Here is a 23,292-nt window from a genome sequence, read left to right on the forward strand (position 1 = left end):
GGAAACACCTGCATCAGAGGACGAATTACTGATTTCATAGTCGCTGAGAACTTTTGACTGTCCAGTTATTAAAGTGCAGCTCAAAAATTAAATCCCCTTGATGTATCCTTTCGCCGTCATTAAGCATCAGAGAATGTCCGTGATAAGGTTTTATCTTATAGTACAACAAATCTTCGGCATTTCTTAGTGTTAAGTGATGAGATTTATGATAGAACTTCTCCCAGACAAACCATACGCCCAAAAGGCACTTCTTAAAAAGCTTCAGATTGTCTCCATATCCGCTCATTTTCGTTTTTCTCCCCTTTCTTTAGTCGGATTCGTACAATTTAATCACATAAAAGCAAAAGCGCAAATCCCGTTGAAAAAAGTTATGATCAGTACCGAACAAAAATTGTTCATAAGTGGTACGATTTTTTGTGAAACTGAATTCACGATGAACAGGGCTTATGAGCTACTGAAGAAGAAAAGCTTGATTGCTTAATCGACTTTAGTCAAAACCGTGAACCCTTGGTGCAAGCTTCAAGGGTTTTCAATAGATCATTATTATTGTGACACAAATTTTTTAGTGTTGTCGAAAATCCTCATTTTTTACATAAATAGGAACAATATTATAATCTTCATGGCTTCAGATAAATATCAAAGATGACGTCGCTTTTTACGTTCCGGTCCCTATTTCTGATTTTCCATGCAAAGAAATAGGCTAATGTTTCTGTTCATACCCTTGCACTCAAGCCCCTGTGCTCATATACTATACTATCACGTGATGGGAGGTGTATGCATTGGGTTATCCTGCTACCGGTGGATATGGCTACGGAAGTGGCTTTGCTCTGATCGTCGTTCTGTTCATTCTGTTGATTATTGTAGGTACCGCTTTCTGCTATTAAAAGCGTTGCGGAGAGGGCGGCATTCATGCCCGGATCCTCCTTCAGATGAGGATAGTTTACACTGGGTGTTCAAACGCTATTCAAAAGCACAGTGGTCCCTTCGCTGTGTTTTTTCATTACAAAACAGGCCCTTCGATCGATCGTGCGCAGATGAACATTCAAATAGTTAAATCACACGCCTAATTTTCTGAAGGAAAAGCTCTCCATCGTGCCGACGAGCATATGAATAAAACGTCCAATCACTAAACATGAACGGGTGGTGAAGCAATGGGCACGATAAAAGATGACAGCCGGTTAAACCCTGTTTGTACTTTTATCCGCCGTTTCACCAGCCTTATCTTAGACTTGGAGGGATTTTCTTAGTACTATCCTCCTGTCCAGCCACCCTTTATGTTTGGATATCCCTTCTTTTTGTAAATAAGGGATCTCATTCATTATCTTTTGCAAACCGATGAACTAATCATAAGGAGGTGTGTCCTTTGTTTAACCGGCCCTATTCTGGTGGATATTGCGGATGTCCGGGTGGATACGGATACGGCGGCTATGGCGGCTACGGATTCGGAAGCGGATTCGCTTTAATTGTTGTCCTGTTCATTCTGTTGATTATTGTCGGCGCAACTTTTGTTTATTGATGACTGCTAAAAACCATTTTCATCGCCACACCAATAATACACTTCAATTCACTACTTTAAGGGCACTTTGCGTCAGTGCCCTTCTTAAGCGCTAAATTAAAGGAGAATTTCTGACGTGCCCAACTGTCTGCAAATAGTTTTTTAAAATGGTCGTTTATACTCCTTCATTTGTCCCTCACGCGTATGCCCGTTCACTCATATATTGCATTATCACGTGGTAGGAGGTGTCACTCATGGATGGATACAGTCACGTCAGCGGTTTCGCCCTGATTGTCGTTTTATTCATTCTGTTGATCATTGTAGGCACTGCTTTCGTTTATTAAAAATAAACGCCGTATCCATAAGCACCCATATCAGACCTCCTTTGAGAAAAGGGCACCTTAGACTAGGTGCCCTTGATTACATATTTACTTACTTTGCCAACTTATTCAGTACTTCCTTTTTTTATCTTTATTATGACGGGTGGCGTAGATTAAAACGTACCTGCAAATTAAAAAAAGACTCTTTTCAGAGTCTTCAATCTTGGGGGGTATTGCTTACTTTGAAAGTATAACAATTTTTCCTCCTTTTTCCATCGTTCTTTTGTGCGATCCTTCACTAAGACTTAAGGCTTGATTAAATCTATCCGAGTCGTGAGAATCATTGTTACCGCGGTGAAAATTTTTTTCATCGTCCCGAAGTTGACGTAACTTCCTTAAATGCAACGCTGCGTCTCGGTAAATTGGATATTTTCAGTTCGAGGCAGAGACCCTTGTCCGCATTTTCGCCAACCATTTACCCCAATTTTTTAAAGGTTAAAGTCAGTCATTATTTCTTCAGCATTTAAAAATATATTTTTTCACTGTACGATTTTATGAAGCGCTTCCGCTCATTGCGTCACCCTTTCTTCGCCCGTTAATATAATAAAGATACACACGTCCCATCTCTATCCGCAGGTAACGTGTTTGAAAATGACAGCAAGGAAAAGCTTAACTTTCCCTTCACTTGATTGTTGATAAACTGTCTTATCTTCATTCGAAAGATTGATACTAGTTGAAAATAAGAATCCCAAAAGCAACTTTTCACTTTCTCAATAATTGGTTGACTATATTTAGTATTTCTTAAACACAATGATTCTTTCACAAGATAATTCCTTTCAACCTTTTTCTACCAAGGTTCCCTATAGGACAGAGGAGGGTTGCAATTGAAAAACGAGCTATTGAAACTGAGTGCCCTCTCCTCTGTCGTCCTTGGTAAAATTTTTGTCGCTGTTGGGCTTACGCCGTCAATAAGGAAGTCGCAAAAAAACCGGGATGCCCTCCTTTTCTATGGAAGTCTCCTGCAAATAAACGGAGATACATTAGTAGCGGAATTTCATCCGAAAGGGAGTCCTTATAAATTCGGAATACAGCTGGAGGCTCTTGGTTTTGTAATCAGCGTTTTCGCTTTCATTCTCTTTCAGGATCCTTATGTAAGGTTGAAATTTTTTAAGTTTAATAGCCTGAATCAAGTATTGGGGGGCATCGTCATTCTTACTGATCAAAACGCCTGGAAAGAAAATTATCTTGTTATTGGGAACACAGCGTCAGTTCTTGGGAACTTCATGATCGCTCTGGGCGCAGACAGCAGACTAAGAAGCAAGGAACCATTGTCTTATATCAGTCCGTTTGAAACAAAAGGCGCGTGGATCACAACATTCAGTGCCGCTACCATACTTCTGGGTGAGCTGGAAAAAGCAGTACATTCAGAGAGGAGAAACGGACCAAAGAGAATCATGACGAATATAAGGAAAAAAGCAGTTAAGGGCATCAGGCCAGCCAGTGATAAAGCAAACTGAGTTTCATCGAATCATTCGCCCTCCGGATTGCTAATATGCTTAGATGAGACTCTTATGCTCTTATCTATCTTATAGTCTGGCTATACTTCCCTCTGCATGTGTTTATTTTATTATCTTTATAATTGAATGCTGAAGTTGGATAAAGGACTAAATTTTTATTATCAGATGTTCTATCCTCAATAAAGTGTACGTCGCCAAGTAGGATCTTTTCAGCTTGTGGCTGTCGTGACGTTAAATTTGAAAATATGTGTATTAATTACAAGTTATGCTCTCCTACCCTACATTTCTTTATCATATTTGCAGCGATAGTAAATGCCATATCCTAAAACAAATAGGTAGGCAAAAGCTAAAAGAAGAACGGCTGCTAAATCAATACCCATTAAAGCAAATGCAATCATTAAAGCACCAAATGTAAATTTCATTAGGTCGTATGCCTTCGCTTTTGCCCGATTTCCAATAGCAGTATTACGTTCATCATGCCTATCAATTTCTATCTGTTTTCTAATGTCAGGATAATTTTTCAATGCTCTGCGGCGGACTATTTCTCCCATACCTTGGCCAAAAAAGCCACACCCTAAACCAACACACATATATGGCAGTGTCTTCATCATTCCTTGCGGCTCAATAACTGTTTTAACAAGGTAAAATCCTATACCCAGCAGCAATAATCCAATTGTAGATGTAATGTAATGAATACCCCTCATTTTTTTTCCTCCTCATAAATAAAAACTTCTTCAATGCTCATGTTAAAGTATTTTGCTATTTTGAATGCCAATATTATTGACGGATTATATCGACCGTTTTCAAGTGAACCTATTGTCTGTCTTGATACTTCAAGTTCTTTCGCCAGATCCTCCTGCTTTATACCGTGTTGCTTTCGTATTTCTTCTAAACGATTTTTCACATTTTCGCTCCTTTATGGAAAGTAGGCTTTCCCTGTTTTTAGTATATCATGAGCACTCAAAATGTAAAGTAAACTTTCCGTAAAAATAGCAGGCATGAATTCTGCCTGCTCTGATCATATGAATAATCCCATTTCAATGCGTTCAAACGGAATTTAAAAAAAGTTGATTTACCTGAGTTAAGCATCTACTCGCTTAGAGATACTCATACGGTCCTGATGCTGAATCAGGAGTATTGATGAAGGATATGTAAACGCCGCTTGAGGAACAGTTCCATGTAAATTTCAGAAAAAATTTACTCTCATAGCAGCGGTATTACTCAGGATAACTCCATCGAAAAATTTAAAAAACGTACGGATAAAATTTAAATCTCGAGGCAACTTCGGGACAAAACAAATGAAAAATGTATTTTATACTATTTTGCCCCGATAAAAACATAAATCAAAAACCCCTCAACGCTTAGAGCGCCAAGGGGTTTGAGAGTTCTTAATGGATTAATATTGTTCGAGGTATTGTTCGCGTTCCCAAGCGTGAACTTGTGTGCGGAACATATCCCATTCAATTTCCTTTGCATCGTTGAAACGGGAAACGGTATGTTCGCCGAGAGCAGCGGTGATGACCGGATCCGAATTAAAGACTGCCAATGCTTCTTTCAGATCAGCCGGGAGATCATGGATACCGAGCTTTTCGCGTTCTTCATCGTCCATGACATAGATACTGCGGTCGACCGGATCCGGAGGAGTCAGTTTCTCTTTGATACCGTCGAGACCCGCAGCAAGCATTGCAGCCATTCCGAGGTAAGGGTTGGTTACCGGGTCAACACTTCTGACTTCAATGCGTGTGCTCAGCCCGCGGGAAGCCGGGATACGGATCAGTGCGCTGCGGTTGCTGAGAGACCATGCCACATAGCTCGGTGCCTCATAACCGGGAACAAGCCGTTTGAACGAGTTGACGGTCGGGTTGGTAATAGCCGTAAATGCACGGGCATGTTTCAGAACACCAGCAATAAAGGCCCTTGCTGTTTCACTGAGTCCGTCCTTGGAAGATTCATCATAGAAAGCATTTTCTTTGCCTTTGAACAGAGACATATTGGAGTGCATACCTGAACCGTTAACACCGAACAATGGTTTCGGCATGAAGGTGGCATGCAGATTGTGCTGACGAGCGATCGTTTTAACAACGAGCTTGAACGTCTGAATGTTGTCGCAAGTTGTCACGGCGTCGGCATATTTGAAGTCAATTTCGTGCTGGCCCGGAGCCACTTCGTGGTGCGATGCTTCGATCTCAAAGCCCATATCTTCGAGTTCCAGCACAATATCACGGCGGCAGTTTTCGCCAAGATCCGTAGGTGCCAGATCGAAGTAACCGCCGTTGTCATTCAAGTCCAGCGTCGGCTTTCCTTCAGCATCCATCTTGAACAGGAAGAATTCAGGTTCCGGTCCGATGTTAAATGCTGTGAAGCCAAGCTTTTTCATTTCTTCAAGTTGCGCTTTAAGTACACTGCGAGGATCCCCTGGGAATGGCGTGCCATCCGGTTTATGAATATCACAGATCATGCGGGCAACTTTGCCTTTTTCTGCCGTCCAAGGAAATACGACAAAACTGTCATAATCCGGATACAGAAGCATGTCCGATTCTTCAATCCTTACGAATCCTTCGATTGAAGAGCCGTCGAACATAATCTTGTTGTCCAGCGCTTTTTCAAGCTGACTGACCGGAATCTCTACGTTTTTGATGATTCCGAGCAAATCAGTGAACTGCAAACGAATGAATTTAACGTTTGCTTCATTTACCTTAGAAATGATGTCTTCCTTTGTAAACTTTGCCATTCGAGATCCTCCCCAAAAATAAGTTCTATTTTTCAAAAAAATTTATATACACAGGGAGCAAACTCACTTGAAAAACCGTGAGAGCTCTCCTTGTATCAACGAAGATTTGCCAAATTTGCCGGCGCTGACCAGTTCAGTTTTCAGAAACTTCATTAAATCGGCTTCCGACATTGCTTTCTTGTCCTCGACAGGGCGGTTCGCTTCAACAGGTTTCTCGCTCAGAACGCGACGAATACCAGCCAGATTAACACCTTCGTCCAGAAGGGATTTAATATCCAGCAATCGATCAACATCATTAAATGAAAAAACGCGACGATTGCCCGCCGTACGCTCTGGATGGATCAATTCATTTTCCTCGTAATAGCGGATCTGCCTTGCGGTTAAACCTGTCAGTTTCTGGACAATACCCATCGAAAACAAAGGCATTGAGCGGCGTACATTGTTGTCCATATCGCTTCACGCCCCCTTCTTAGAAACATTATAACGTTCGACATAAATGTTGTCAAACAATGTTAGCTTATCTCACAGGTGATGATATACATTTAATAGTTTTGTCACAATTGAGCATGCCCTACATCAATCAGATGATTTTCGGCAAGATGATTGACGGCGATCATCATTGCGGCTTTAACGTGTTCAAACGTCAGTCCCCCCTGAACATAAAGCGTATAGGGCGGACGAAGCGGGCCATCCGCCGTCAGCTCAAGACTTGCTCCCTGAACAAAAGTGCCAGCGGCCATAATTACCTTGCTCTGATACCCTGGCATTGGACTTGCAAAAGGCAAAACATGCGAATTAATCGGAGAGGCCATCTGCACGGCCTGACAGAAGGCTGTCATCTGATCCGGATCACGAAAAGTGATGCTCTGGATCAGATCGGTCCTCACAGATTCCCATGAAGGAGATGTTTCCATGCCCAGCCGCTCCATAAAGGCCGCTGTAAAAACAGCCCCTTTCAGCGCCTGTGCAACGATATGCGGCGCAAGGAAAAAGCCTTGGTATTGATCAGTCAGACCGCCGAGAGTAGGACCGACTTCTCTGCCGAGACCCGGTGCAGTCAGGCGTTCAGCGCACATGGACACCAGATCGGAACGGCCGGCAATATAGCCGCCGACTTTCGCAAGCCCTCCTCCCGGATTCTTAATCAGAGAACCGGCCATCAGGTCAGCGCCGACATGACAGGGTTCCATGGTTTCGGTGAACTCACCATAACAGTTGTCCACAAATACAATGATCCCTGGATGAACGCTTTTGATTGCCGAAATGGCTTGGCCGATCTGATGAACCGGAATCGACGGACGGTTTCCATAGCCGCAGGAACGCTGAATGGCAACCATCTTTGTATTGGGTTTAATTGCAAGGCTGACAGCTTCCGTGTCAATCCGCCCGTTTTTGAGCGGGAGCATTCTGTAACCAATGCCAAAGTCCTTCAATGATCCGTGCCCGCCTTCAGCGATTCCGATCACGCCCTCGAGCGTGTCATAAGGATTTCCCGTTATGTACATGAGTTCATCGCCTGGCCTGAGCACGCCAAAAAGTGCCGTCGTGATTGCATGGGTTCCGGAAATCATCTGCGTGCGGACAAGTCCCGCCTCGGCGCCGAAACAGTCCGCATAAACCGCTTCAATACCTTCCCTGCCGAAGTCATCATAACCGTAGCCGGTTGTTCCGCTGAAATGTGCGTCGCTGATTTTATTCTTTCGGAAACTGGAAAGTACACGAAACTGATTCTCCTGGGCAATCCGGTCAATCGCTTTCGTCTTCTCTTCAATCTGCCGGTCGACAGATTCGGCAAGCCGCTGCAGCTCTCTTCCATAAGTTAAATCACCATACATCTTATTACTCCCCGTCTTTTGAGACCGTGTTTTTAATCAGTTTTGAAGCGAGCGGTGTTTCAGGAAAAACAAAACCTTCAACTTCGTAAGTTTGTGTCTCTTCAATAAACGTCCTTTTTTCAAGCACTGCGCGCGTCCTAATCTCATTCAGAAGCCTTCCGTCATCTGCCGGAATCCGGCATTTGAAAGGTACCATTTGCTTGATCAGCCTATTCTGAATGGCACGTAAAATACGATCGCCGTCATCGGCGTTGCGTGCGGATACAAGCAGTGCTTCCTTCGGTGTGATAAATGCTGTTTTTAAAAGATCCTTTTTATTATATATCGTCAAAGCCGGAAGATCATCGGCACCAAGTTCGGCGACCAAGGCACTGACTATCTGTTCCCGGGCGATCAAATCGGGATCTGAAGCATCGACAACATGTACGATCAGTCGGGCCCCTGTGATTTCTTCGAGGGTCGAACGAAAAGCAGCAACAAGCTGTGTCGGAAGATCCTGAATGAATCCGACCGTATCAGACAGTAGACACATGAACCCGTCCGGCAGTTTCAATCTGCGGGTCAGGGGATCAAGGGTCGCAAACAATTGGTTCTCTTCTAAAGTATGGGCGGATGTCAGCTGATTGAACAGAGTTGATTTACCCGCATTTGTGTATCCGACCAGTACCACAAGGCATTGATCATTGGCCGTGCGCCGGTCGCGATATCGTTTCCGGTGCTCCACCACGGTCTTAAGCTGACTGCTGATATCCTTCATTCTGTTCCGGATATAACGCCGGTCAGACTCGAGCTTTGTTTCACCCGGCCCACGCGTGCCGATTCCGCCTCCCAGCCGTGAAAGAGAGTCGCCCATGCCGCTGAGACGAGGAAGCAAATAGTTCAGCTGAGCCAGTTCCACCTGAAGTTTCCCTTCCCGCGAGCGTGCCCGCATCGCAAAGATGTCAAGAATAAGCTGTGTCCGGTCGAGCACCTTGGCAAAAAAAAGCGCGCTTAACCTGCCCTGCTGTCCGGGAGAAAGTTCACCGTTAAAAATGACGGCGTCCGCCCCCAGCTGTTTCTCCAAGGCTTCCAGTTCCTGAACCTTTCCTTTCCCGATATAGGTAGCCGAATCGATTTGCTGCCTTTTCTGTGTCGATACGGCAACAACCTGGCCCCCCGCTGTTTTCACCAGTGATTCCAGCTCCTGAAGTGAGGATTCAAACCGATCATCAGACTGGTGCGGCATCTGGCAGCCGACAAGTATCACATTTTCCATAAACGTCCTCTTTCCAGGTGTTTCTCTATGCTCCGTCGGCGCCGGAAACCTGTTTCGCATCATCGAAGACGATGTCACATGCCCGAATGGTCAGAAGCGATTCCCGATCATAGTTTCCCTCCCTGACCAGGCGGACGGCCTGCTGGCGGATCATCTTTTCAACGAGATTGCGGACATAGCGTCCGTTGCTGAACTGTCTTTCATGATCAATCATTTTTTGGTACAGATGGCGGGACAGCTTCTTTTGCGCCTCCGCCGTCATCCGATATTCACGTTCTCCGATCATCTGAAGGGAAATGGCCAGGAGCTCTCCGCCGGAAAAATCCGGGAAAGAAAAAATCATGGGAAAACGGGAGGGCAGCCCCGGATTCATTTGCAGAAAATCTTCCATTTCACTAGAATAGCCCGCCAGAATGAGAACGAATTCGTCTTTGTGATCCTCCATTTGCTTGACGAGTGTATCAATGGCTTCCTTTCCAAAATCCTTGTCGCCGCCCCGTGCCAGCGAGTAGGCTTCATCAATGAAAAGAACGCCTCCGAGCGACTTTTTGACCAGTTCCCTTGTCTTTTGTGCGGTCTGCCCAATGTATTCACCGACCAGGTCTGCCCGTTCCGCCTCAATCAGATGGCCTTTGGATAGAATCTCCATTTCGCGGAACAGTTCACCGATCAGCCTTGCAACCGTCGTCTTCCCTGTTCCCGGATTGCCCTTGAAAAGCATATGAAAAGACTGTTTCTGCACCTTTAATTGCGCTTCCTCCCGCTTCCTGTAGATGTAAAGCCAGGCATAAAGTTCTTTCACCATATGCTTTACTTCATCCATTCCGATGAGCCGGTCCAGTTTTTCCTCCAGCTTCTCAAGCGGTGCGTGGCTCACCTTTTCCTCGATAGGAAAAGGTGTGGCAGCACTTGGCTCATTTTTCTGATTGAATATGACATTGATCTGGCTTTTCTGTGTAAATGTATAGGCCTCCCGCACGATTCCGATCACCTCGCTGTTTTTCGGCGCAAGTCCGGACGTTAATGCCTGCGTTCGATTATGTATACGCCGCTTGTGACTGCTCCGTGACAATCGCCCGCTGCCCAGATGTTAGACCTGGAGAAATAGAGAGCTAGATCATTTTATGATTTACGGGCGGCATTCAGAAGGTGGAAAATACGGGAAAACAAAAAACAGCAAGAAAGGCAGCACCAATCGCTGCCTCTCCGTTAATCTATTATGACTCTTCCTGACTTGTCCAATTCACAGGTTTTGATGGGGTGAAAGTAGAAATGGCATGTTTAAAAATTAATTGCTGTTTGCCATCGCTGTCCAGAAGAACAGTAAAATTATCAAAACCCTTCACTTTGCCTTTCAGCTGAAAACCGCTAACAAGAAAAACGGTTACAAAGGTACCCTCTTTACGTAATTGATTAAGAAACGTATCCTGGATATTAATCGACTGCTTCATTTTATTCCTCCTCTTTTCTCTCTAGTAAAGGTATTTCGACTCCAATGTGAACTTTCCTGCAAAAATAAAATTTTTTGCACGATCTTTTTCCTGAGAAGGAAGAAAATCAATCCAGTCACAGAAAGACCTCATATTGATTATATTTTAATTTTCCATCATTTGCAAAGTATGGCCAGAAATCGCTGTTATTAACATAACAGACTAAAACAATTTTCAAAGTGCTCGATGGAACAGGTTGTACAATGGCTAATTTTTCTTATGACTATTTTGCCTGATAAAGGCTTAGAAAAATTACCGGCGCTCCGTCTATCTTTTCAAATTTTTTTCAGCAAATGTGAGAACATCCCCGGCTACCTTGGAAAAGCCTGAAATAGAGTCATCCACTTCAAACCAGTGAATGTTCATCTGTCTTCTAAACCATGTGAATTGCCGCTTGGCATAGCGGCGCGAATTCTGCTTCAGCCGATCAATCGCCTGATCCAAAGAAATACTGCCTTCAAAATAAGGAAAAAACTCTTTGTAGCCGATCGCCTGAAGGGCCTTGGATTCGCGGAGGCCACGTTTATAAAGGCTCTGTACTTCATCAAGAAGACCATCCGTCATCATTTGATCGACACGCTGATTAATCCGCTCGTAGAGCAGACTGCGCTCCATTGTCAGCCCGACAAGAACCGCATCGAAAATGGGGGCCCCGGGCACCGCCAGCTGCTGACCGCTGAAAGGCCTCCCTGTTTCACGGTAAACTTCCAGCGCCCGCATGACACGTACCACATTATGGGGATGAATGCGTACTGCAGAATCCGGATCGACGGCTTTGAGTCTCTCATGCAGCGCTTCTCCTCCCTCCTGTTCCACAAAAGCCTCCATTTCCCTTCGATACGCCTGATTCGCTCCAATCGAGGAAAAACGGTAATCGAATAGTGCGGCCTTCACATAAAATCCCGTGCCGCCCACCAGAATCGGAAGTTTTCCGCGACTTGAGATTTCGCGGACAGCAAGACGTGCATCACGCTGAAAATCCGCCACTGTGTACTCTTCTTCAGGATCACGGATATCGATCAAATGATGAGGTACACCCTCTGCTTCATGCGGAGTGATTTTTGCCGTTCCGATATCCAGCCCGCGGTACACTTGGGAGGCATCTCCATTAATCACTTCGCCGCCGAAATGCTTTGCCGCTATAATACTTAACTTTGTTTTGCCGACTCCTGTCGGGCCGACAATCGCAATCAATTTATCGCGCATCAAACAAACTCCCTGAATGCTGGTAATTTTATTCTTAAGCTCTGTTAACTAACTTTTGATTCTTGAATCATACGCACAATCCATAAGCTTCCGGTTAGAAAGTACACTTGCTCTATACTCTGCGTTTCATGAAATGGTGCCCACTTGAATCAAAGCACCAGGGTGCATATGGACCGTGTTTCGCGTGCAGGATTCAACAATCATCTGGATTCACACCATTTTTCACATAGCCGTCCTTAAAGTCAACCATGCATAAGTATACCATAACTACAGAGATTTCATGAGCAGCGGCCATTTGGAACTGCTATTCAGATGATCCGGCAAAAAAATTAAAAAAGGATGAATAAAAATTGGTTAACGATTTATTTCCAAAATTAATCCATTCCAAGATAACGGAGTCGAACGATGACACACAACTGTACTGACGAAAAAGATGGTACTCATCTGTTTTAATTAAAATTTTAAGCTAAACGATTTCATTGACCTGTCGATATTAATAGTGTTAACCAAATATGATTACTAAGGGAAAGGGAATGACGAATGAACACAAAAATAAAGCTGTATATAGTTATGCTTGCTCTTTTCATTTTCCCAAATTTCTTATTCACGGCTTTTTATATCCGCGAAGGATTTAATTCATGGGTAGGCCTTATACAAGTACTTTCCTTTATTACCATGATTGTGGGGTTTATGATCATTTATAAGTCAACACACACAATAAAAGAACCGTCCACTGAGCCATCAAGCGCTGAAGCATGCGATCCCCCGATAAGTGAAACAGTTCAAATGATAAAAACTCAAGTGTCTGAAATAACCCAAATATCTCTTACTTTACATAAGCAAATAGAAGCAATAAATAATGTTTCAGGAGATATTTTACAAGGTGCATCAATTCAAACTAATAATGTTGTTAAGAGTACAGATACCATGACTGATGTGTCAGGCGGTATTCAGCAGATTGCATCCAACGCTGCGGTGGTTTCGAATACTTCACAAAAAGCATCGGATGCGGCAAAAGAAGGTTATCAATTGATCGGTAATATGCTTTCACAGATGCAGTCCATCCAACAAATTGTAAAACGATTGTCAGAAGTGATTAAGGACCTTGCGAATCATTCGAGCCAAATTAATCAAATTGTTAAAGCGATAACTGACATTGATGAGGAAACAAACCTGCTATCACTGAATGCAAATATAGAAGCTGCCAGAGCCGGAGAGTACGGAAAGGGATTTTCAGTTGTCGCAAAAGAAGTAGGAAAATTATCAAATAAGTCCAAGACAGCGACTGAAAATATTTCCGACATTTTATCGTCCATTCAAGCAAAAGTGGAAATCGCCGTTGAAATGGCTGCTGACAGTATAGAAAAAGTCTCAGAGGGCGCGACGGCGATGAATAGGACAAAAAGCTATTTTGAAACCATAAAGAAAGAGGTTAGCGGCACATCTGATCAAGTTATGGAGATGTCTGCCGCCATTGAACAATTATCTGCAGGAACAGAAGAGATAAGTAAAATTACAGAATTCACCATGAAAGTACAGCAAGGGGGGACCTCTAAGATCAAACAATTGGACGGGCTTCTGAAAGAATTCCAGTCAAGATTCCAAGAAGCAGCAAACAAATTGAAACTTTTGGAAACTAACATTGACTATTCCCCTAAAAGGAGTGAAGGAAATGAATAATAGCGTTTTTGTTTCAAGTGCACAAAGATCAAAATTTTATCAAAAAAAGTTAGCGGGTGTGGATTTAACGAATTGGAACAATATTCCTTTCACAACAAAGGATGAGCTTCGGAATGCTTCAGCCTATGATTTGTTAGGTGTACCCGTTGAAGAGGTTGCCACTTATCATGAAACAAGCGGGACAACAGGTACACCGACTCCGAGTTGGTACAGCCATTCCGATGTAACAAAGGAATTCAAAGTGATCCTTCAATCAAAACTAAATCTGAACGAGCGCGATATTCTGCTGAACAGGTTTCCTTTTGCACTGGCAATACCGTCTTTTATTTTGTACTGGGCTTGTCAGGAAGTTGGTGCGGCTCATATTGGTGCAGACAAGGCAAGCCTGATTACACCGGATCAAAGAGTTGTTGAGATCATGCAAAGAGCGAAACCAACTATTTTAGCACTGCTGCCGTCAGAAGCAGAAAAAATATATGAAGTTGCAAAACAGCTTCACATCCCTTTCCCTACAAAAGGATTAAGGGCCCTGCTTCTCGCCGGAGAATTAGTTTCACCAAAACGAAAGAAATATTTCGAAAAGCTTTGGGGAGTGCCCGTTTTTACTTTCTTTGGAAGTACGGAAACGGGGGGATTATTTGTGAGCGATGAGGATGGCAATTATCGATTAAATCATCCTGGTGTAAAAGTTGAAGTGGTGGATGATAAGGGCCATCCCGTTAGTAACGGGGTACGCGGTCACGGTGTTCTATCGACGACAAGAGAGGGAATGCCTCTGCTGCGTTACTACAACCATGATCTATTGGAGATCAGGGATGCAGATCCGAACAGTGATGATCAAACCCCCATCCTGATTCATTATGGCAGAGATGAAAATATTATTAATTGGAATGGGAAAGTCTGGACTTTTTATGATTTGCAAGAGCTCATTTATTCTTTCGACCACATACCGCTATTATGGAAAGTAAAACAAAAGGGAGAAAAAGTGACACTCGTTCTTCAATATACTCCGGATCAAGCTGTTTCAGGTGATGCAATTAAGAATAAAATTTATGAACAATCTGATCTTGACGCTGATGTTCGGATCGAGGATATTATTCCAATCAAGAAACTGGTTGGAAAACCGGCTTACAGTAAGTATGTTCACATTGAAAGAGAATAACCTTATTAATCAAAAAAAATGAATCAATTTATAAGTTTAAAAGCTAAGCTTTTCTAAAAAGGATCTTATAAGAAGAAACGGAGAGAAAATAGGGATATTTTCTCTCCGTTTCTGTTTAGATGGACTGCTGACATACATCTCTCGCTTTTCTGGTAAATACCTGACCGTCTTGCGCATTATTTTACGAAATATTCTGTGTATCAGGATTTTTTGGGCCAGTCATATCGTTCTGAAAAGATTAAAGGCTGCATAACCTGTTTTCCAGTAAAAAACGAGGGAAAAAAGAAAGAAGATGCTGCTGCCCCCTTGGTATCGGGAGAGCAACACTGTTCCGGAAAATTTCGGAATATCGTTTAAATTTATAAATTACAGAATAGCACTGCCTTCTCTCTCGGAAAGCACGAACATGCCACTAACTGGCACTTCTCAAACGGTCAGGCGATAGTCAAGGTATAGATGCCTGACACTTTCCGCCCCTATTGAAGAAGGGTGTCCGTCGTGTTCTTTTCAATGAGAATGACTATGTGAACGAACAGCCTGGTATTTATCCTCTAGTTCTGTCAACGTTAACTCAAAAAGATGCTTCCCGTTGATCTTGTAAACTTCAAGAGCGATCAGTCTGTCAATCAATTGCTGGCGTCTAAATTCGACCGTACGCCTTAATACACTGTTCATGCTAAACATCTCCTTTTGCCGCCAGAAAAAAACCTTCACTTCCAAAAATAAGAAGAGAAGGCTTTTTTAACGGTCTCAACTTATCTGTAAAGCAATCTGCTTATTGGAATTAGCACCGTGTCACGAGCCGACCGGTTGCTGAGGCTTCACAGGGCCAAATCCCTCCGCCTCTCTGGATAAGTTTTTCAGAAAGCGATTCATATTTAATTATTATATTCATTTTAAACTAATTATTCCGATGTATCAACTTATAATTTATTATCATTTAATCTGTGTAACCGTGTGGAAAAAAACTTTATACGCGAAATACGGCAGTCTATGTGGAGGCGTGCCTTTCACTATTGATGGATTAACAAATGACGAATCAGAGATGATTCGACAATTTTAGACAGTTGAAGATATCTTAATATTGTGATTTCTGACGTTATTTGCCGAATAATAATATTGCCAGAGAAATAATAAGCACCCAGGGAAAGGATTTTGCTCGTAGGAATAGTGATCAAATCACCAGCTAGTATAAAAACATATAAAATTTGATCTCTGTCTCCCATGAATGATCATGTTTTCAGATCATGGAGCGATCAAGACAATTTTTACTGCACGCGTTTAAACATCTTTTCCATTTCGTAAGGGGTGAAGTGAACGAGAACCGGACGGCCATGGGGACAGGTGAACGGATCTTTTGCCCGGCTGAGTGAATCGATCAGCGCCTCAATCTCATCTGGTCGCAGATAATGATTAGCTTTAATTGAACGTTTGCATGACATCATCATCGCCAGCTTTTCACGCAGTTTCTTGATGGATATCTTCCCGCTTTCTTTGAGCTGGTGGACAATGTCCCCGATCATCTCCGGTTCGCGTCCTTTCGGCATCCAGGTCGGATGAGAGCGGATAATCAGCGTCCGGTCGCCGAACGGTTCGAAATGAAGACCGATTTGATCCAGGTAGTCCCGGTATTCCTGAACGGTTTCATATTCCGAAGCGGTAAATTCGAACGTCATTGGAACGAGCAGTTCCTGAACCTCACGCGCGTTTTCGCCGACTTTCTCTCGGTAATATTCATATTTGATCCTCTCTTGGGCAGCGTGCTGGTCGATAATATACAGTCCATCCTCGTTTTGAGCAAAAATATACGTGCCGTGCATCTGGCCGATCGGATAGAGTTTCGGCATCCGCCGCGCCGGCTCCTGTTCCGGTTGTATCTCCGGCGATTGCGGCAACACCGCGCCGTTTTCCAAGGTTTCAGAAGAGGCGGCTGCTTCATATTTTTCTTCGGGTTCTTCATCGCCGTATTCACTTTGCTCCGGTTCCGGTTCGTGAATCTGCTCCGTTCCGATAAATGAAGGCGGCATGGAATTCCGCATTTCGGAGACCGGCTCTTCTTCCAATGAGAGATCCGGTCCGGTCACGACATTTGGTGAGAAATTCATAGTCTGCTGCTCGGATTTTGGGCGATCGGCAGGACGTTCCTTCGTACTGACCAATGGAATCAGGCGTTCCCTGTGAAAAGCTGAACGAATGGCTTCAGTAATCAGGACACAAAGGTCCTTCTCTTTGCTGATTCGTGCCTCAAGTTTTGCCGGATGAACATTGACGTCAACTAGAGAAGGATCCATTTTTATATGAATCACGCATATCGGGTAACGTCCGACCATAGTCAGAGTATGGTAGCCTTCCATGATCGCGCCGAAAATCGGATAGTTTTTTATAAACCGGCCATTAATGAAAATGTAAACGTACTGGCGGCCGGCGCGAGAAATCTGCGGATGAACGGCCAGCCCCTCAACATGAAAATCAAGCGAATCCCCTGAAAAGGAGATCGCGGCTTTCGCCGTGCGGACGCCATATATGGCGCTTAGCACATGGCTGAGTTCGCCGCTGCCATTCGTTTGAAAGACCGTTTTGCCCTCATGAGCCAGGCTTAAGCGGACTCCCGGATAGGAGAGCGCCATCCGGTTGACGACATCGGTGATCTTGCCAAGTTCCGTGTGAATGCTTTTCAGGTACTTCAGCCGCGCAGGCGTATTGTAAAAAAGCCGGCTGACCTTAATTTCGGTTCCCTTTCTGCTCTCGGCGAGTCCGGACTGGATGACATGCCCTCCCTGCAGCACGAGATGCGTCCCGGGGCTTTCGCCGTCTGAAGTTTTCAGCTCCAGATAGGAAACAGCCGCTATACTGGGCAGCGCCTCGCCGCGGAAACCGAGCGTATGGATATGAAAAAGGTCCGAATCATTGTGTATTTTACTGGTCGCATGCCGTTCAAAGGCGATCAGGCAGTCTTCAGAGGCGAACCCCCGGCCATTATCGGTGACCTTAATTGTTTTCAGTCCGCCTTCTTCCACCTCAATCGTAACTGAAGTCGCATTTGCATCGATCGCGTTCTCGACAAGTTCTTTGACAACCGAAGCCGGCCGCTCGACCACCTCGCCGGCCGCGATTTTATTGGCCAGCGATTCACTGAGCCGCTTAATCACACCCATATTCCAGCCCCTCCTTTGAAGCATCTCTTACTGCTTTAATTCTTTCTGCAAGGCATATAACCGGTTCATTGCTTCCATCGGTGTCATTGTCAGCAGATCAAGTCTGACAAGCTGATGAATGACCTTCTGCTCCCGCGCGTTCATTCCTTTTTTCATAGATTTGGGAACGGGGTCTGCAAAGAAAGCCAATTGTTCCGCTTCCTCATTTGCTGACTCCAAAGATGAATTCCTCTCAGTCGCTGCGATTTCCTCTACCACTTTCGGTTCATGAACGGAATCCGGTTGTTCCTCACTGGCTTTATGGCTATCCGATGACTGTTCCAGCCCTCTTAAAATCTCATCGGCACGTTCAATCAGATTGTCCGGCAGGCCGGCAAGCTTGGCAACATGAATACCGTAGCTTTTGTCGGCCTGTCCATCAAGGACTTTGTGCAGGAAAATCACTTTTCCGTTTTCTTCCATGGCCCCGACATGAATATTTTTCAGCCGCGACAGCTTCATTTCAAGAAACGTGAGTTCATGGTAATGCGTTGAGAAAAAAGTTTTCGCGGAAATATGCTGATGAATATATTCTACAATGGCCTGCGCAATAGCAATTCCATCGTACGTCGATGTTCCCCGTCCGATTTCATCGAGCAGAATCAAGCTGTTCTGGGTCGCATGGGCCAGGGCGTATTTTGCTTCGTTCATTTCCACCATAAACGTACTTTGTCCGGAGACAAGGTCATCTGCTGCTCCGATCCGGGTAAATATCTGATCAAAAACCGGCAGCGTGGCTTGATCAGCAGGGACAAAGCAGCCGATCTGAGCCATGATCGCCGCAAGTGCGGCCTGGCGCATATATGTGCTTTTCCCGCCCATGTTCGGACCTGTGATCAGCAGCATATCGCACGATTTGTCCATACTAATATCGTTGGCAACAAATGAGCCGTCCTTCATCACTTTTTCAATGACCGGATGACGGCTGTTCTTGATTTTAAGGACTCTTTTATTTGAAAAAGATGGCGCGACATAACCATTTCTATCACTAACGGAAGCAAAGCTCTGGAGCACATCGAGGCTGCTTACCAGTCTTGCCAGTTTCTGCAGACGAGCCGCATGTTCCTTGATTTTAAGGCGTACGTCGCTGAAAATTTGATATTCAAGGCCGACACGTTTTTCTTCCGCTTCGAGAATAACCTGCTCTTTCTCCTTTAATTCCGGAGTAATAAACCGTTCGGCGTTGGACAGCGTCTGCCTTCTTTCATAACGTCCCTCGGGGAGCAGTTTAAGATTGGGCCTTGACACTTCGATATAATAGCCGAATACACGGTTATAGCCGATTTTAAGTGATTTAATCCCTGTTTCCTGCCGCTCTTTCGCCTCCAGTTCGGCGATCCAGCGTTTTCCGTTCTTTGAGGCGTCCCTGTAGCGGTCCAGCGTCTCATCATATCCTTGCTTAATCATGCCGCCGTCCGCAGTGGAAAATGGCGGATCGTCCACGATCGCACGGTCGATCAGCGAGCGGACATCGGCGCACGGATCCATCTCTTGCCCGTAGCGTTCCAAGGTGCTGTCCCCGATCTCGGCAAGCACCTGCTTAATCGGCGGAACCTGCTCAAGCGAGCGCTTCAGCTGCAGTACTTCGCGCGGGTTGACATTCCCGAACGACACGCGGCCGACCAGGCGCTCAAGGTCGTACACTTCACCAAGAGCCGCCCGCAGCGTCTCGCGTTCCAGCATGTGCGTTTTCAGCGCTTCCACGGCATTCAGCCGCTCTTCAATCTTTTCCTGATTCAGCAGCGGTTTCTCAATCCACTGTTTCAGCCGCCTGCCGCCCATCGCCGTTTTGACATCGTCGAGCAGCCACAGCAGCGAACCGTATGTTTTTTTATCGCGGTTCGTCTGTGTCAGTTCCAGATTGCGCCTCGAGTGGGGGTCAATCATCATGTATTCATTAATATGGTAGACATCAGCAGGCTGAAGGTGATCAAGCGAACGTTTCTGAGTGGTCTGGAGATAGTTCAGCAGCCTGCCGAGCGGGGAACGCAGTTTTTCCTGATCGATTCCTGCCGTGTTTGCCTCCAGCTCGCCGGGGACCTTATCACTTTCATTTTCAGAAACCGTTACACTGAGCTGTTCAGTCAGCGTCTCCTTTTTTTCTTTATCAAAACCGGGATTGAGTACAATTTCGCGTACGTCGTTCGCATCGATCTCTTGAATCACACCGTCCCACCCCGAAATCAAGGTGACTTTTGTCTCCCCGGTTGTCAGATCGCTCAGCGCGAATCCGTACGAACCGTCGCTGAATGCGCTCAATGCGGCCAGATAGTTGTTTTTCTTCGGTTCAAGCGACTCGTCTTCCATGACCGTTCCGGGCGTGATCATCTGAATCACTTCCCGTCTGACCATCCCTTTTGCCTGCTTAGGATCCTCCATTTGTTCGCAGATTGCAATCTTGTAGCCTTTATCAATCAAAACCTTGATATACTGCTTGGCCGCGTGATACGGCACGCCGCACATCGGTATGTATTCATCTTTTCCGCCGTTACGCGAAGTCAGTGCGATTTCAAGCTCTTTCGACGCTTTCTTCGCATCTTCAAAGAACATTTCATAAAAGTCACCCAGCCGAAAAAACAAAAAAGCGTCCGGATACTGCGCTTTAACAGCCAAGTATTGCTGAATCATCGGTGTATAGCTCATGCAATTATCCACCCCAACATCTTTCTTTTACCTATCCATTAATTATAGCACACATGTACGTTGTTACTTGTCTGTAAAAACAGCGGATCAGCAAAGCTTTTTCATAAAAAAAAAGAGAGAAGATCTGTTCTTCTCCCTTATTCTTCCGATTCAGTATCATCATCATCTGTGAGAAATTCCGAGTCGAGCCCGCTCAATTCTTTTTCCAGCTCTTCATCCTCTTCTGTCTCCTCAGTCTCAATCAGCCCGTCGTCATCAACCTTGACTTTCACTTTAGTTTCACCGATAACCTCTACCAGAAATTCTCTTTCAACCTGTGCCACGACCTTATTGCCGTTCGGTGCGATCTTCGCTTCCAGACAATTCGGTTCCTGAAGCGGACGGCACGAAACATCTGCCCGATCTGAAAACGCCTGTTTGTCGCGGAGAGTCAGCGGCACACGATCTCGGTAGCCGACCGTTTCGCAAACCACTTCTGTTCTCGTGTTGTTGTTGTAGGAGTACCAGGTGTTAATGTCATAAGTCCCTTCGACAACGACTGCATCCTTCTGGTATTGTGTTTTAAATTTATGATTGATGACCCAGCATCCGAGGATGTTCGAAGGTTTATGCGTTGGTGTCACGGTGTGCGCGGACTGACTGAATTTCTTCCCTTTTCCGCAGACGGCCTTTGTGATAATTTCCCTGTAAGCATTCTCTGCCAAAAGTCCAAACCTCCTTTGCCTTTCTTCACTGTCATGTTATGCAGGGCGAATGACACGTGTGAATTGCAAAGAAAAATGCCTTCAGACGAAAAAATGACTTAGCAGAGGGCGAACGCAAACTCTTTTTTCATGAAAGGGTATCAACGCTGCAGCCCGGCTGACGATCCGGAAATAATTATTCCTGTTCCCGGGGTTCAGGATGCCGCTCCGCTTCATCGGCTACACGCTTCGACATCAGGTTTACCATCAGCTGCAAAAAATCATTGACTTCCTCCTGTGACTGCCTGAATTCCTGAACGACAGGGATCGAATTCAGTTCGGCCTGCAATCGGTCAATTTTTGCCTCATTTTGTTTGTACGCTTCGTGTTTTTGAAAATGCTGCAAGTTAACCGATTCTTTCTGGAGCTTTTTAATTTCATCGACCAGACGCTGCACCTTTTGATTGGCACTGATTTTTGCTTCAGCCTGTCTGTAGAAGCGAACCTGTTCCGCTGACGACAGGTGTTCCGCAATGATCTTAGTTTTGGCCAAAATATCCTCTGTTGAATAGGGCTTGTTCATCGTCCGGCAACCTCAGGTTCTTTCTGCCATTCACCATCCAGCGACCACATTTTTGCGTCCGTAATTTTGACATTGACCAACTGGCCGATCAGTGAATTTGGACCGCGGAAATTAACCACTTTGTTTGTCCGTGTATGCCCCGAAAGGACTTCGCTGTTTTTCCTGCTTTCACCTTCAACCAGCACCTCAACCACCTGATCCTGATAGCGGGCATTGCTTTCTGCCGCGAGTTCATCGACCAGTTTATTCAGCCGCATGAGCCGCTCCTTTTTGACCTCCATAGGCACATTATCCTGCATACGGGCGGCCGGTGTTCCGGCGCGCGGAGAATAGATAAATGTGTAGGCACCGTCAAACCGGCACTCGCGAACGAGAGAGAGCGTATCCTCAAACTGCTCTTCAGTTTCGTTAGGAAACCCGACAATGATGTCGGTTGTAAATGAAGCGTTAGGCACCGCTTTTTTTATTTTATAGAAAAGATCCAGGTAGCGTTCGCGTGTGTAGCCGCGGCCCATGATCTTCAGAATATCCGAATTTCCGGACTGTACCGGAAGATGGATATGTTCGCACAAGTTGCCGCCCTTGCCAAGCACCTCGATCAAATGATCATCGAAATCCTTTGGATGACTTGTTGTAAAGCGTACACGCGGAATTCCGATTTTACGGATTTCGTCCATCAGATTTCCGAGTCCGTAATTTTCAGGATTCTGCAAATCTTTACCGTACGCATTGACATTCTGCCCGAGCAGCGTAATCTCCTGATACCCTTTTCGGGCGAGGTCACGCACTTCTTCGATAATTTCTTCAGGATGGCGGCTTCGTTCCTTGCCGCGCGTATACGGCACAATACAATACGTACAGAATTTATCGCAGCCGTACATAATATTGACCCAGGCCTGAAAATGCCCGTGCCGGGACTGGGGCAGATTCTCAACGATATCGCCCTCCTTCGACCACACCTCGACGATCATTTCCTTGCTGAAGAGCGCTTCCTTCAATAGCTGCGGCAGCCGATGGATGTTGTGTGTTCCAAATATCAGATCCACCTGAGGATGCTTTTGCAGGATCCGATTAACGACCGTTTCTTCCTGTGCCATGCAGCCGCAGATACCAAGAATCAGATCCGGTTTCTCCCGCTTCAAAGGCTTCAGATGTCCGATTTCGCCAAAGACCTTGTTTTCGGCATTTTCCCGAATCGCGCATGTATTAATCAATATGACATCGGCGTCATTAACGTCGGCTGTTTCCTGATAACCCATTTCTTCGAGGATTCCGGCCATGACTTCGGTATCATGCTCATTCATCTGACAGCCGTAGGTTTCAACCAGATATTTCTTGCCCCGTCCGATCGTCTTCATGTCGCCTGGAATACTGAAATCATTTATAATGTGAACCGTTTCTCTGCGGCGTCTTCTCGCCGCCTTGAGAGAAGGCGGCTGGAAATATTTTGAGAAATCCACTTTGTTGAATTTTGACTCGTCCACAGCAAAGCCCCCTT

23 protein-coding genes and 1 riboswitch are annotated in these 23,292 nt (G+C 45.1%); of the genes, 7 read left to right on the forward strand and 16 right to left on the reverse strand.

Features of this window, described 5'->3' with window-relative positions; all coding sequences use genetic code 11:
• Positions 1–34 precede the first annotated feature (34 nt).
• On the reverse strand, positions 35–286 hold the full coding sequence (locus IEX81_RS16935) for a YkoP family protein (protein WP_373292398.1): 252 nt from the start codon (positions 284–286) through the stop codon (positions 35–37).
• Here IEX81_RS16935 and IEX81_RS15930 point away from each other — a divergent pair.
• The 5 genes from IEX81_RS15930 (at position 206) to IEX81_RS15950 (ending at position 3,332) form a co-directional block, all read left to right on the forward strand.
• Positions 206–481 carry a hypothetical protein gene (locus IEX81_RS15930; RefSeq protein WP_188805103.1) on the forward strand — a complete coding sequence of 92 codons (276 nt, stop codon included), beginning with the start codon at positions 206–208 and terminating at the stop codon, positions 479–481. The genes IEX81_RS16935 and IEX81_RS15930 overlap by 81 nt on opposite strands.
• A gap of 298 nt (positions 482–779) precedes the next feature.
• The gene (locus IEX81_RS15935; RefSeq protein WP_188805106.1) at positions 780–884 is read left to right on the forward strand and encodes a YjcZ family sporulation protein; all 105 of its coding nucleotides are present in this window, start codon (positions 780–782) and stop codon (positions 882–884) included.
• A 479-nt stretch (positions 885–1,363) separates the two neighbouring features.
• Positions 1,364–1,516: a YjcZ family sporulation protein gene (locus tag IEX81_RS15940; RefSeq protein ID WP_188805108.1), complete on the forward strand. Its 153-nt coding sequence runs from the start codon at positions 1,364–1,366 to the stop codon at positions 1,514–1,516.
• Between the two features lie 233 nt (positions 1,517–1,749).
• Entirely contained in the window at positions 1,750–1,839 is a 90-nt protein-coding gene (locus IEX81_RS15945; protein WP_188805110.1) for a YjcZ family sporulation protein, read from the forward strand.
• Between the two features lie 860 nt (positions 1,840–2,699).
• A complete protein-coding gene (locus IEX81_RS15950; protein WP_188805112.1) occupies positions 2,700–3,332 on the forward strand; it encodes a DUF6944 family repetitive protein in 633 nt (210 codons plus the stop codon).
• A 278-nt stretch (positions 3,333–3,610) separates the two neighbouring features.
• On the opposite strand, the gene IEX81_RS15955 is transcribed toward IEX81_RS15950, so the two are convergent.
• The 9 genes from IEX81_RS15955 to miaA form a co-directional block, all read right to left on the reverse strand.
• A complete protein-coding gene (locus tag IEX81_RS15955) occupies positions 3,611–4,036 on the reverse strand; it encodes a hypothetical protein (protein ID WP_188805114.1) in 426 nt (141 codons plus the stop codon).
• Entirely contained in the window at positions 4,033–4,236 is a 204-nt protein-coding gene (locus IEX81_RS15960; protein WP_188805116.1) for a helix-turn-helix transcriptional regulator, read from the reverse strand. Before IEX81_RS15960 ends, IEX81_RS15955 begins: the two co-directional genes overlap by 4 nt.
• A 492-nt stretch (positions 4,237–4,728) precedes the next feature.
• A complete protein-coding gene (gene glnA / locus IEX81_RS15965; RefSeq protein WP_188805117.1) occupies positions 4,729–6,063 on the reverse strand; it encodes a type I glutamate--ammonia ligase in 1,335 nt (444 codons plus the stop codon).
• 63 nt (positions 6,064–6,126) lie between these two features.
• A complete protein-coding gene (locus tag IEX81_RS15970; RefSeq protein ID WP_188805119.1) occupies positions 6,127–6,513 on the reverse strand; it encodes a MerR family transcriptional regulator in 387 nt (128 codons plus the stop codon).
• Positions 6,514–6,617: 104 nt separating this feature from the next.
• Positions 6,618–7,898 (reverse strand): methionine gamma-lyase family protein, encoded by a 1,281-nt coding sequence (locus IEX81_RS15975; protein WP_188805121.1) that lies wholly within the window; start codon positions 7,896–7,898, stop codon positions 6,618–6,620.
• A gap of 4 nt (positions 7,899–7,902) precedes the next feature.
• A complete protein-coding gene (gene hflX, locus IEX81_RS15980; RefSeq protein WP_188805124.1) occupies positions 7,903–9,153 on the reverse strand; it encodes a GTPase HflX in 1,251 nt (416 codons plus the stop codon).
• A 25-nt stretch (positions 9,154–9,178) separates the two neighbouring features.
• Positions 9,179–10,132: an AAA family ATPase gene (locus tag IEX81_RS15985; RefSeq protein WP_373292399.1), complete on the reverse strand. Its 954-nt coding sequence runs from the start codon at positions 10,130–10,132 to the stop codon at positions 9,179–9,181.
• A 238-nt stretch (positions 10,133–10,370) separates the two neighbouring features.
• Positions 10,371–10,604 (reverse strand): RNA chaperone Hfq, encoded by a 234-nt coding sequence (gene hfq, locus IEX81_RS15990; RefSeq protein WP_188805127.1) that lies wholly within the window; start codon positions 10,602–10,604, stop codon positions 10,371–10,373.
• A 306-nt stretch (positions 10,605–10,910) separates the two neighbouring features.
• A complete protein-coding gene (gene miaA / locus IEX81_RS15995) occupies positions 10,911–11,849 on the reverse strand; it encodes a tRNA (adenosine(37)-N6)-dimethylallyltransferase MiaA (RefSeq protein WP_188805129.1) in 939 nt (312 codons plus the stop codon).
• Between the two features lie 540 nt (positions 11,850–12,389).
• Between miaA and IEX81_RS16000 the strand changes: the two genes are divergently transcribed.
• Entirely contained in the window at positions 12,390–13,529 is a 1,140-nt protein-coding gene (locus IEX81_RS16000) for a methyl-accepting chemotaxis protein (protein WP_188805131.1), read from the forward strand.
• Positions 13,522–14,691, forward strand: a complete 1,170-nt coding sequence (locus tag IEX81_RS16005) for a phenylacetate--CoA ligase family protein (protein WP_229727658.1) — start codon at positions 13,522–13,524, stop codon at positions 14,689–14,691. Before IEX81_RS16000 ends, IEX81_RS16005 begins: the two co-directional genes overlap by 8 nt.
• A 507-nt stretch (positions 14,692–15,198) precedes the next feature.
• Here IEX81_RS16005 and IEX81_RS16010 read toward each other — a convergent pair.
• From IEX81_RS16010 to miaB, 6 genes are all read right to left on the reverse strand, one after another.
• Positions 15,199–15,366, reverse strand: coding sequence for a Fur-regulated basic protein FbpA (locus IEX81_RS16010; RefSeq protein ID WP_188805136.1), 168 nt, complete (start codon positions 15,364–15,366; stop codon positions 15,199–15,201).
• 77 nt (positions 15,367–15,443) lie between these two features.
• A riboswitch (SAM riboswitch) is annotated at positions 15,444–15,549 on the reverse strand.
• Positions 15,550–15,959: 410 nt separating this feature from the next.
• Positions 15,960–17,846, reverse strand: a complete 1,887-nt coding sequence (mutL, locus tag IEX81_RS16015) for a DNA mismatch repair endonuclease MutL (protein ID WP_188805138.1) — start codon at positions 17,844–17,846, stop codon at positions 15,960–15,962.
• Between the two features lie 27 nt (positions 17,847–17,873).
• Positions 17,874–20,528, reverse strand: a complete 2,655-nt coding sequence (gene mutS, locus IEX81_RS16020) for a DNA mismatch repair protein MutS (protein ID WP_188805140.1) — start codon at positions 20,526–20,528, stop codon at positions 17,874–17,876.
• 137 nt (positions 20,529–20,665) lie between these two features.
• Positions 20,666–21,232: an outer spore coat protein CotE gene (gene cotE / locus IEX81_RS16025; RefSeq protein WP_188805142.1), complete on the reverse strand. Its 567-nt coding sequence runs from the start codon at positions 21,230–21,232 to the stop codon at positions 20,666–20,668.
• A gap of 175 nt (positions 21,233–21,407) precedes the next feature.
• The gene (locus IEX81_RS16030) at positions 21,408–21,794 is read right to left on the reverse strand and encodes a YlbF/YmcA family competence regulator (protein ID WP_188805144.1); all 387 of its coding nucleotides are present in this window, start codon (positions 21,792–21,794) and stop codon (positions 21,408–21,410) included.
• On the reverse strand, positions 21,791–23,278 hold the full coding sequence (gene miaB / locus IEX81_RS16035; RefSeq protein WP_188805146.1) for a tRNA (N6-isopentenyl adenosine(37)-C2)-methylthiotransferase MiaB: 1,488 nt from the start codon (positions 23,276–23,278) through the stop codon (positions 21,791–21,793). The genes IEX81_RS16030 and miaB overlap by 4 nt, the downstream gene beginning before the upstream one ends.
• Positions 23,279–23,292: the final 14 nt, after the last annotated feature.

Source organism: Sporolactobacillus putidus, from assembly GCF_014647035.1.
GTDB lineage: Bacteria > Bacillota > Bacilli > Bacillales > Sporolactobacillaceae > Sporolactobacillus > Sporolactobacillus putidus.

What these genes read in the sequence shown, in the direction of transcription:
- hfq (WP_188805127.1), bottom strand. Translation starts at nt 10,604, where the DNA reads ATGAAGCAGTCGATTAATATCCAGGATACGTTTCTTAATCAATTACGT.
- IEX81_RS15955 (WP_188805114.1), bottom strand. Translation starts at nt 4,036, where the DNA reads ATGAGGGGTATTCATTACATTACATCTACAATTGGATTATTGCTGCTG.
- miaA (WP_188805129.1), bottom strand. Translation starts at nt 11,849, where the DNA reads ATGCGCGATAAATTGATTGCGATTGTCGGCCCGACAGGAGTCGGCAAA.
- IEX81_RS16000 (WP_188805131.1), top strand. Translation starts at nt 12,390, where the DNA reads ATGAACACAAAAATAAAGCTGTATATAGTTATGCTTGCTCTTTTCATT.
- IEX81_RS15930 (WP_188805103.1), top strand. Translation starts at nt 206, where the DNA reads ATGATAGAACTTCTCCCAGACAAACCATACGCCCAAAAGGCACTTCTT.
- mutS (WP_188805140.1), bottom strand. Translation starts at nt 20,528, where the DNA reads ATGAGCTATACACCGATGATTCAGCAATACTTGGCTGTTAAAGCGCAG.
- glnA (WP_188805117.1), bottom strand. Translation starts at nt 6,063, where the DNA reads ATGGCAAAGTTTACAAAGGAAGACATCATTTCTAAGGTAAATGAAGCA.
- IEX81_RS16005 (WP_229727658.1), top strand. Translation starts at nt 13,522, where the DNA reads ATGAATAATAGCGTTTTTGTTTCAAGTGCACAAAGATCAAAATTTTAT.
- IEX81_RS15975 (WP_188805121.1), bottom strand. Translation starts at nt 7,898, where the DNA reads ATGTATGGTGATTTAACTTATGGAAGAGAGCTGCAGCGGCTTGCCGAA.
- hflX (WP_188805124.1), bottom strand. Translation starts at nt 9,153, where the DNA reads ATGGAAAATGTGATACTTGTCGGCTGCCAGATGCCGCACCAGTCTGAT.
- IEX81_RS16030 (WP_188805144.1), bottom strand. Translation starts at nt 21,794, where the DNA reads ATGAACAAGCCCTATTCAACAGAGGATATTTTGGCCAAAACTAAGATC.
- IEX81_RS15970 (WP_188805119.1), bottom strand. Translation starts at nt 6,513, where the DNA reads ATGGACAACAATGTACGCCGCTCAATGCCTTTGTTTTCGATGGGTATT.
- IEX81_RS15945 (WP_188805110.1), top strand. Translation starts at nt 1,750, where the DNA reads ATGGATGGATACAGTCACGTCAGCGGTTTCGCCCTGATTGTCGTTTTA.
- IEX81_RS16010 (WP_188805136.1), bottom strand. Translation starts at nt 15,366, where the DNA reads ATGAACAGTGTATTAAGGCGTACGGTCGAATTTAGACGCCAGCAATTG.
- mutL (WP_188805138.1), bottom strand. Translation starts at nt 17,846, where the DNA reads ATGGGTGTGATTAAGCGGCTCAGTGAATCGCTGGCCAATAAAATCGCG.
- IEX81_RS16935 (WP_373292398.1), bottom strand. Translation starts at nt 286, where the DNA reads ATGAGCGGATATGGAGACAATCTGAAGCTTTTTAAGAAGTGCCTTTTG.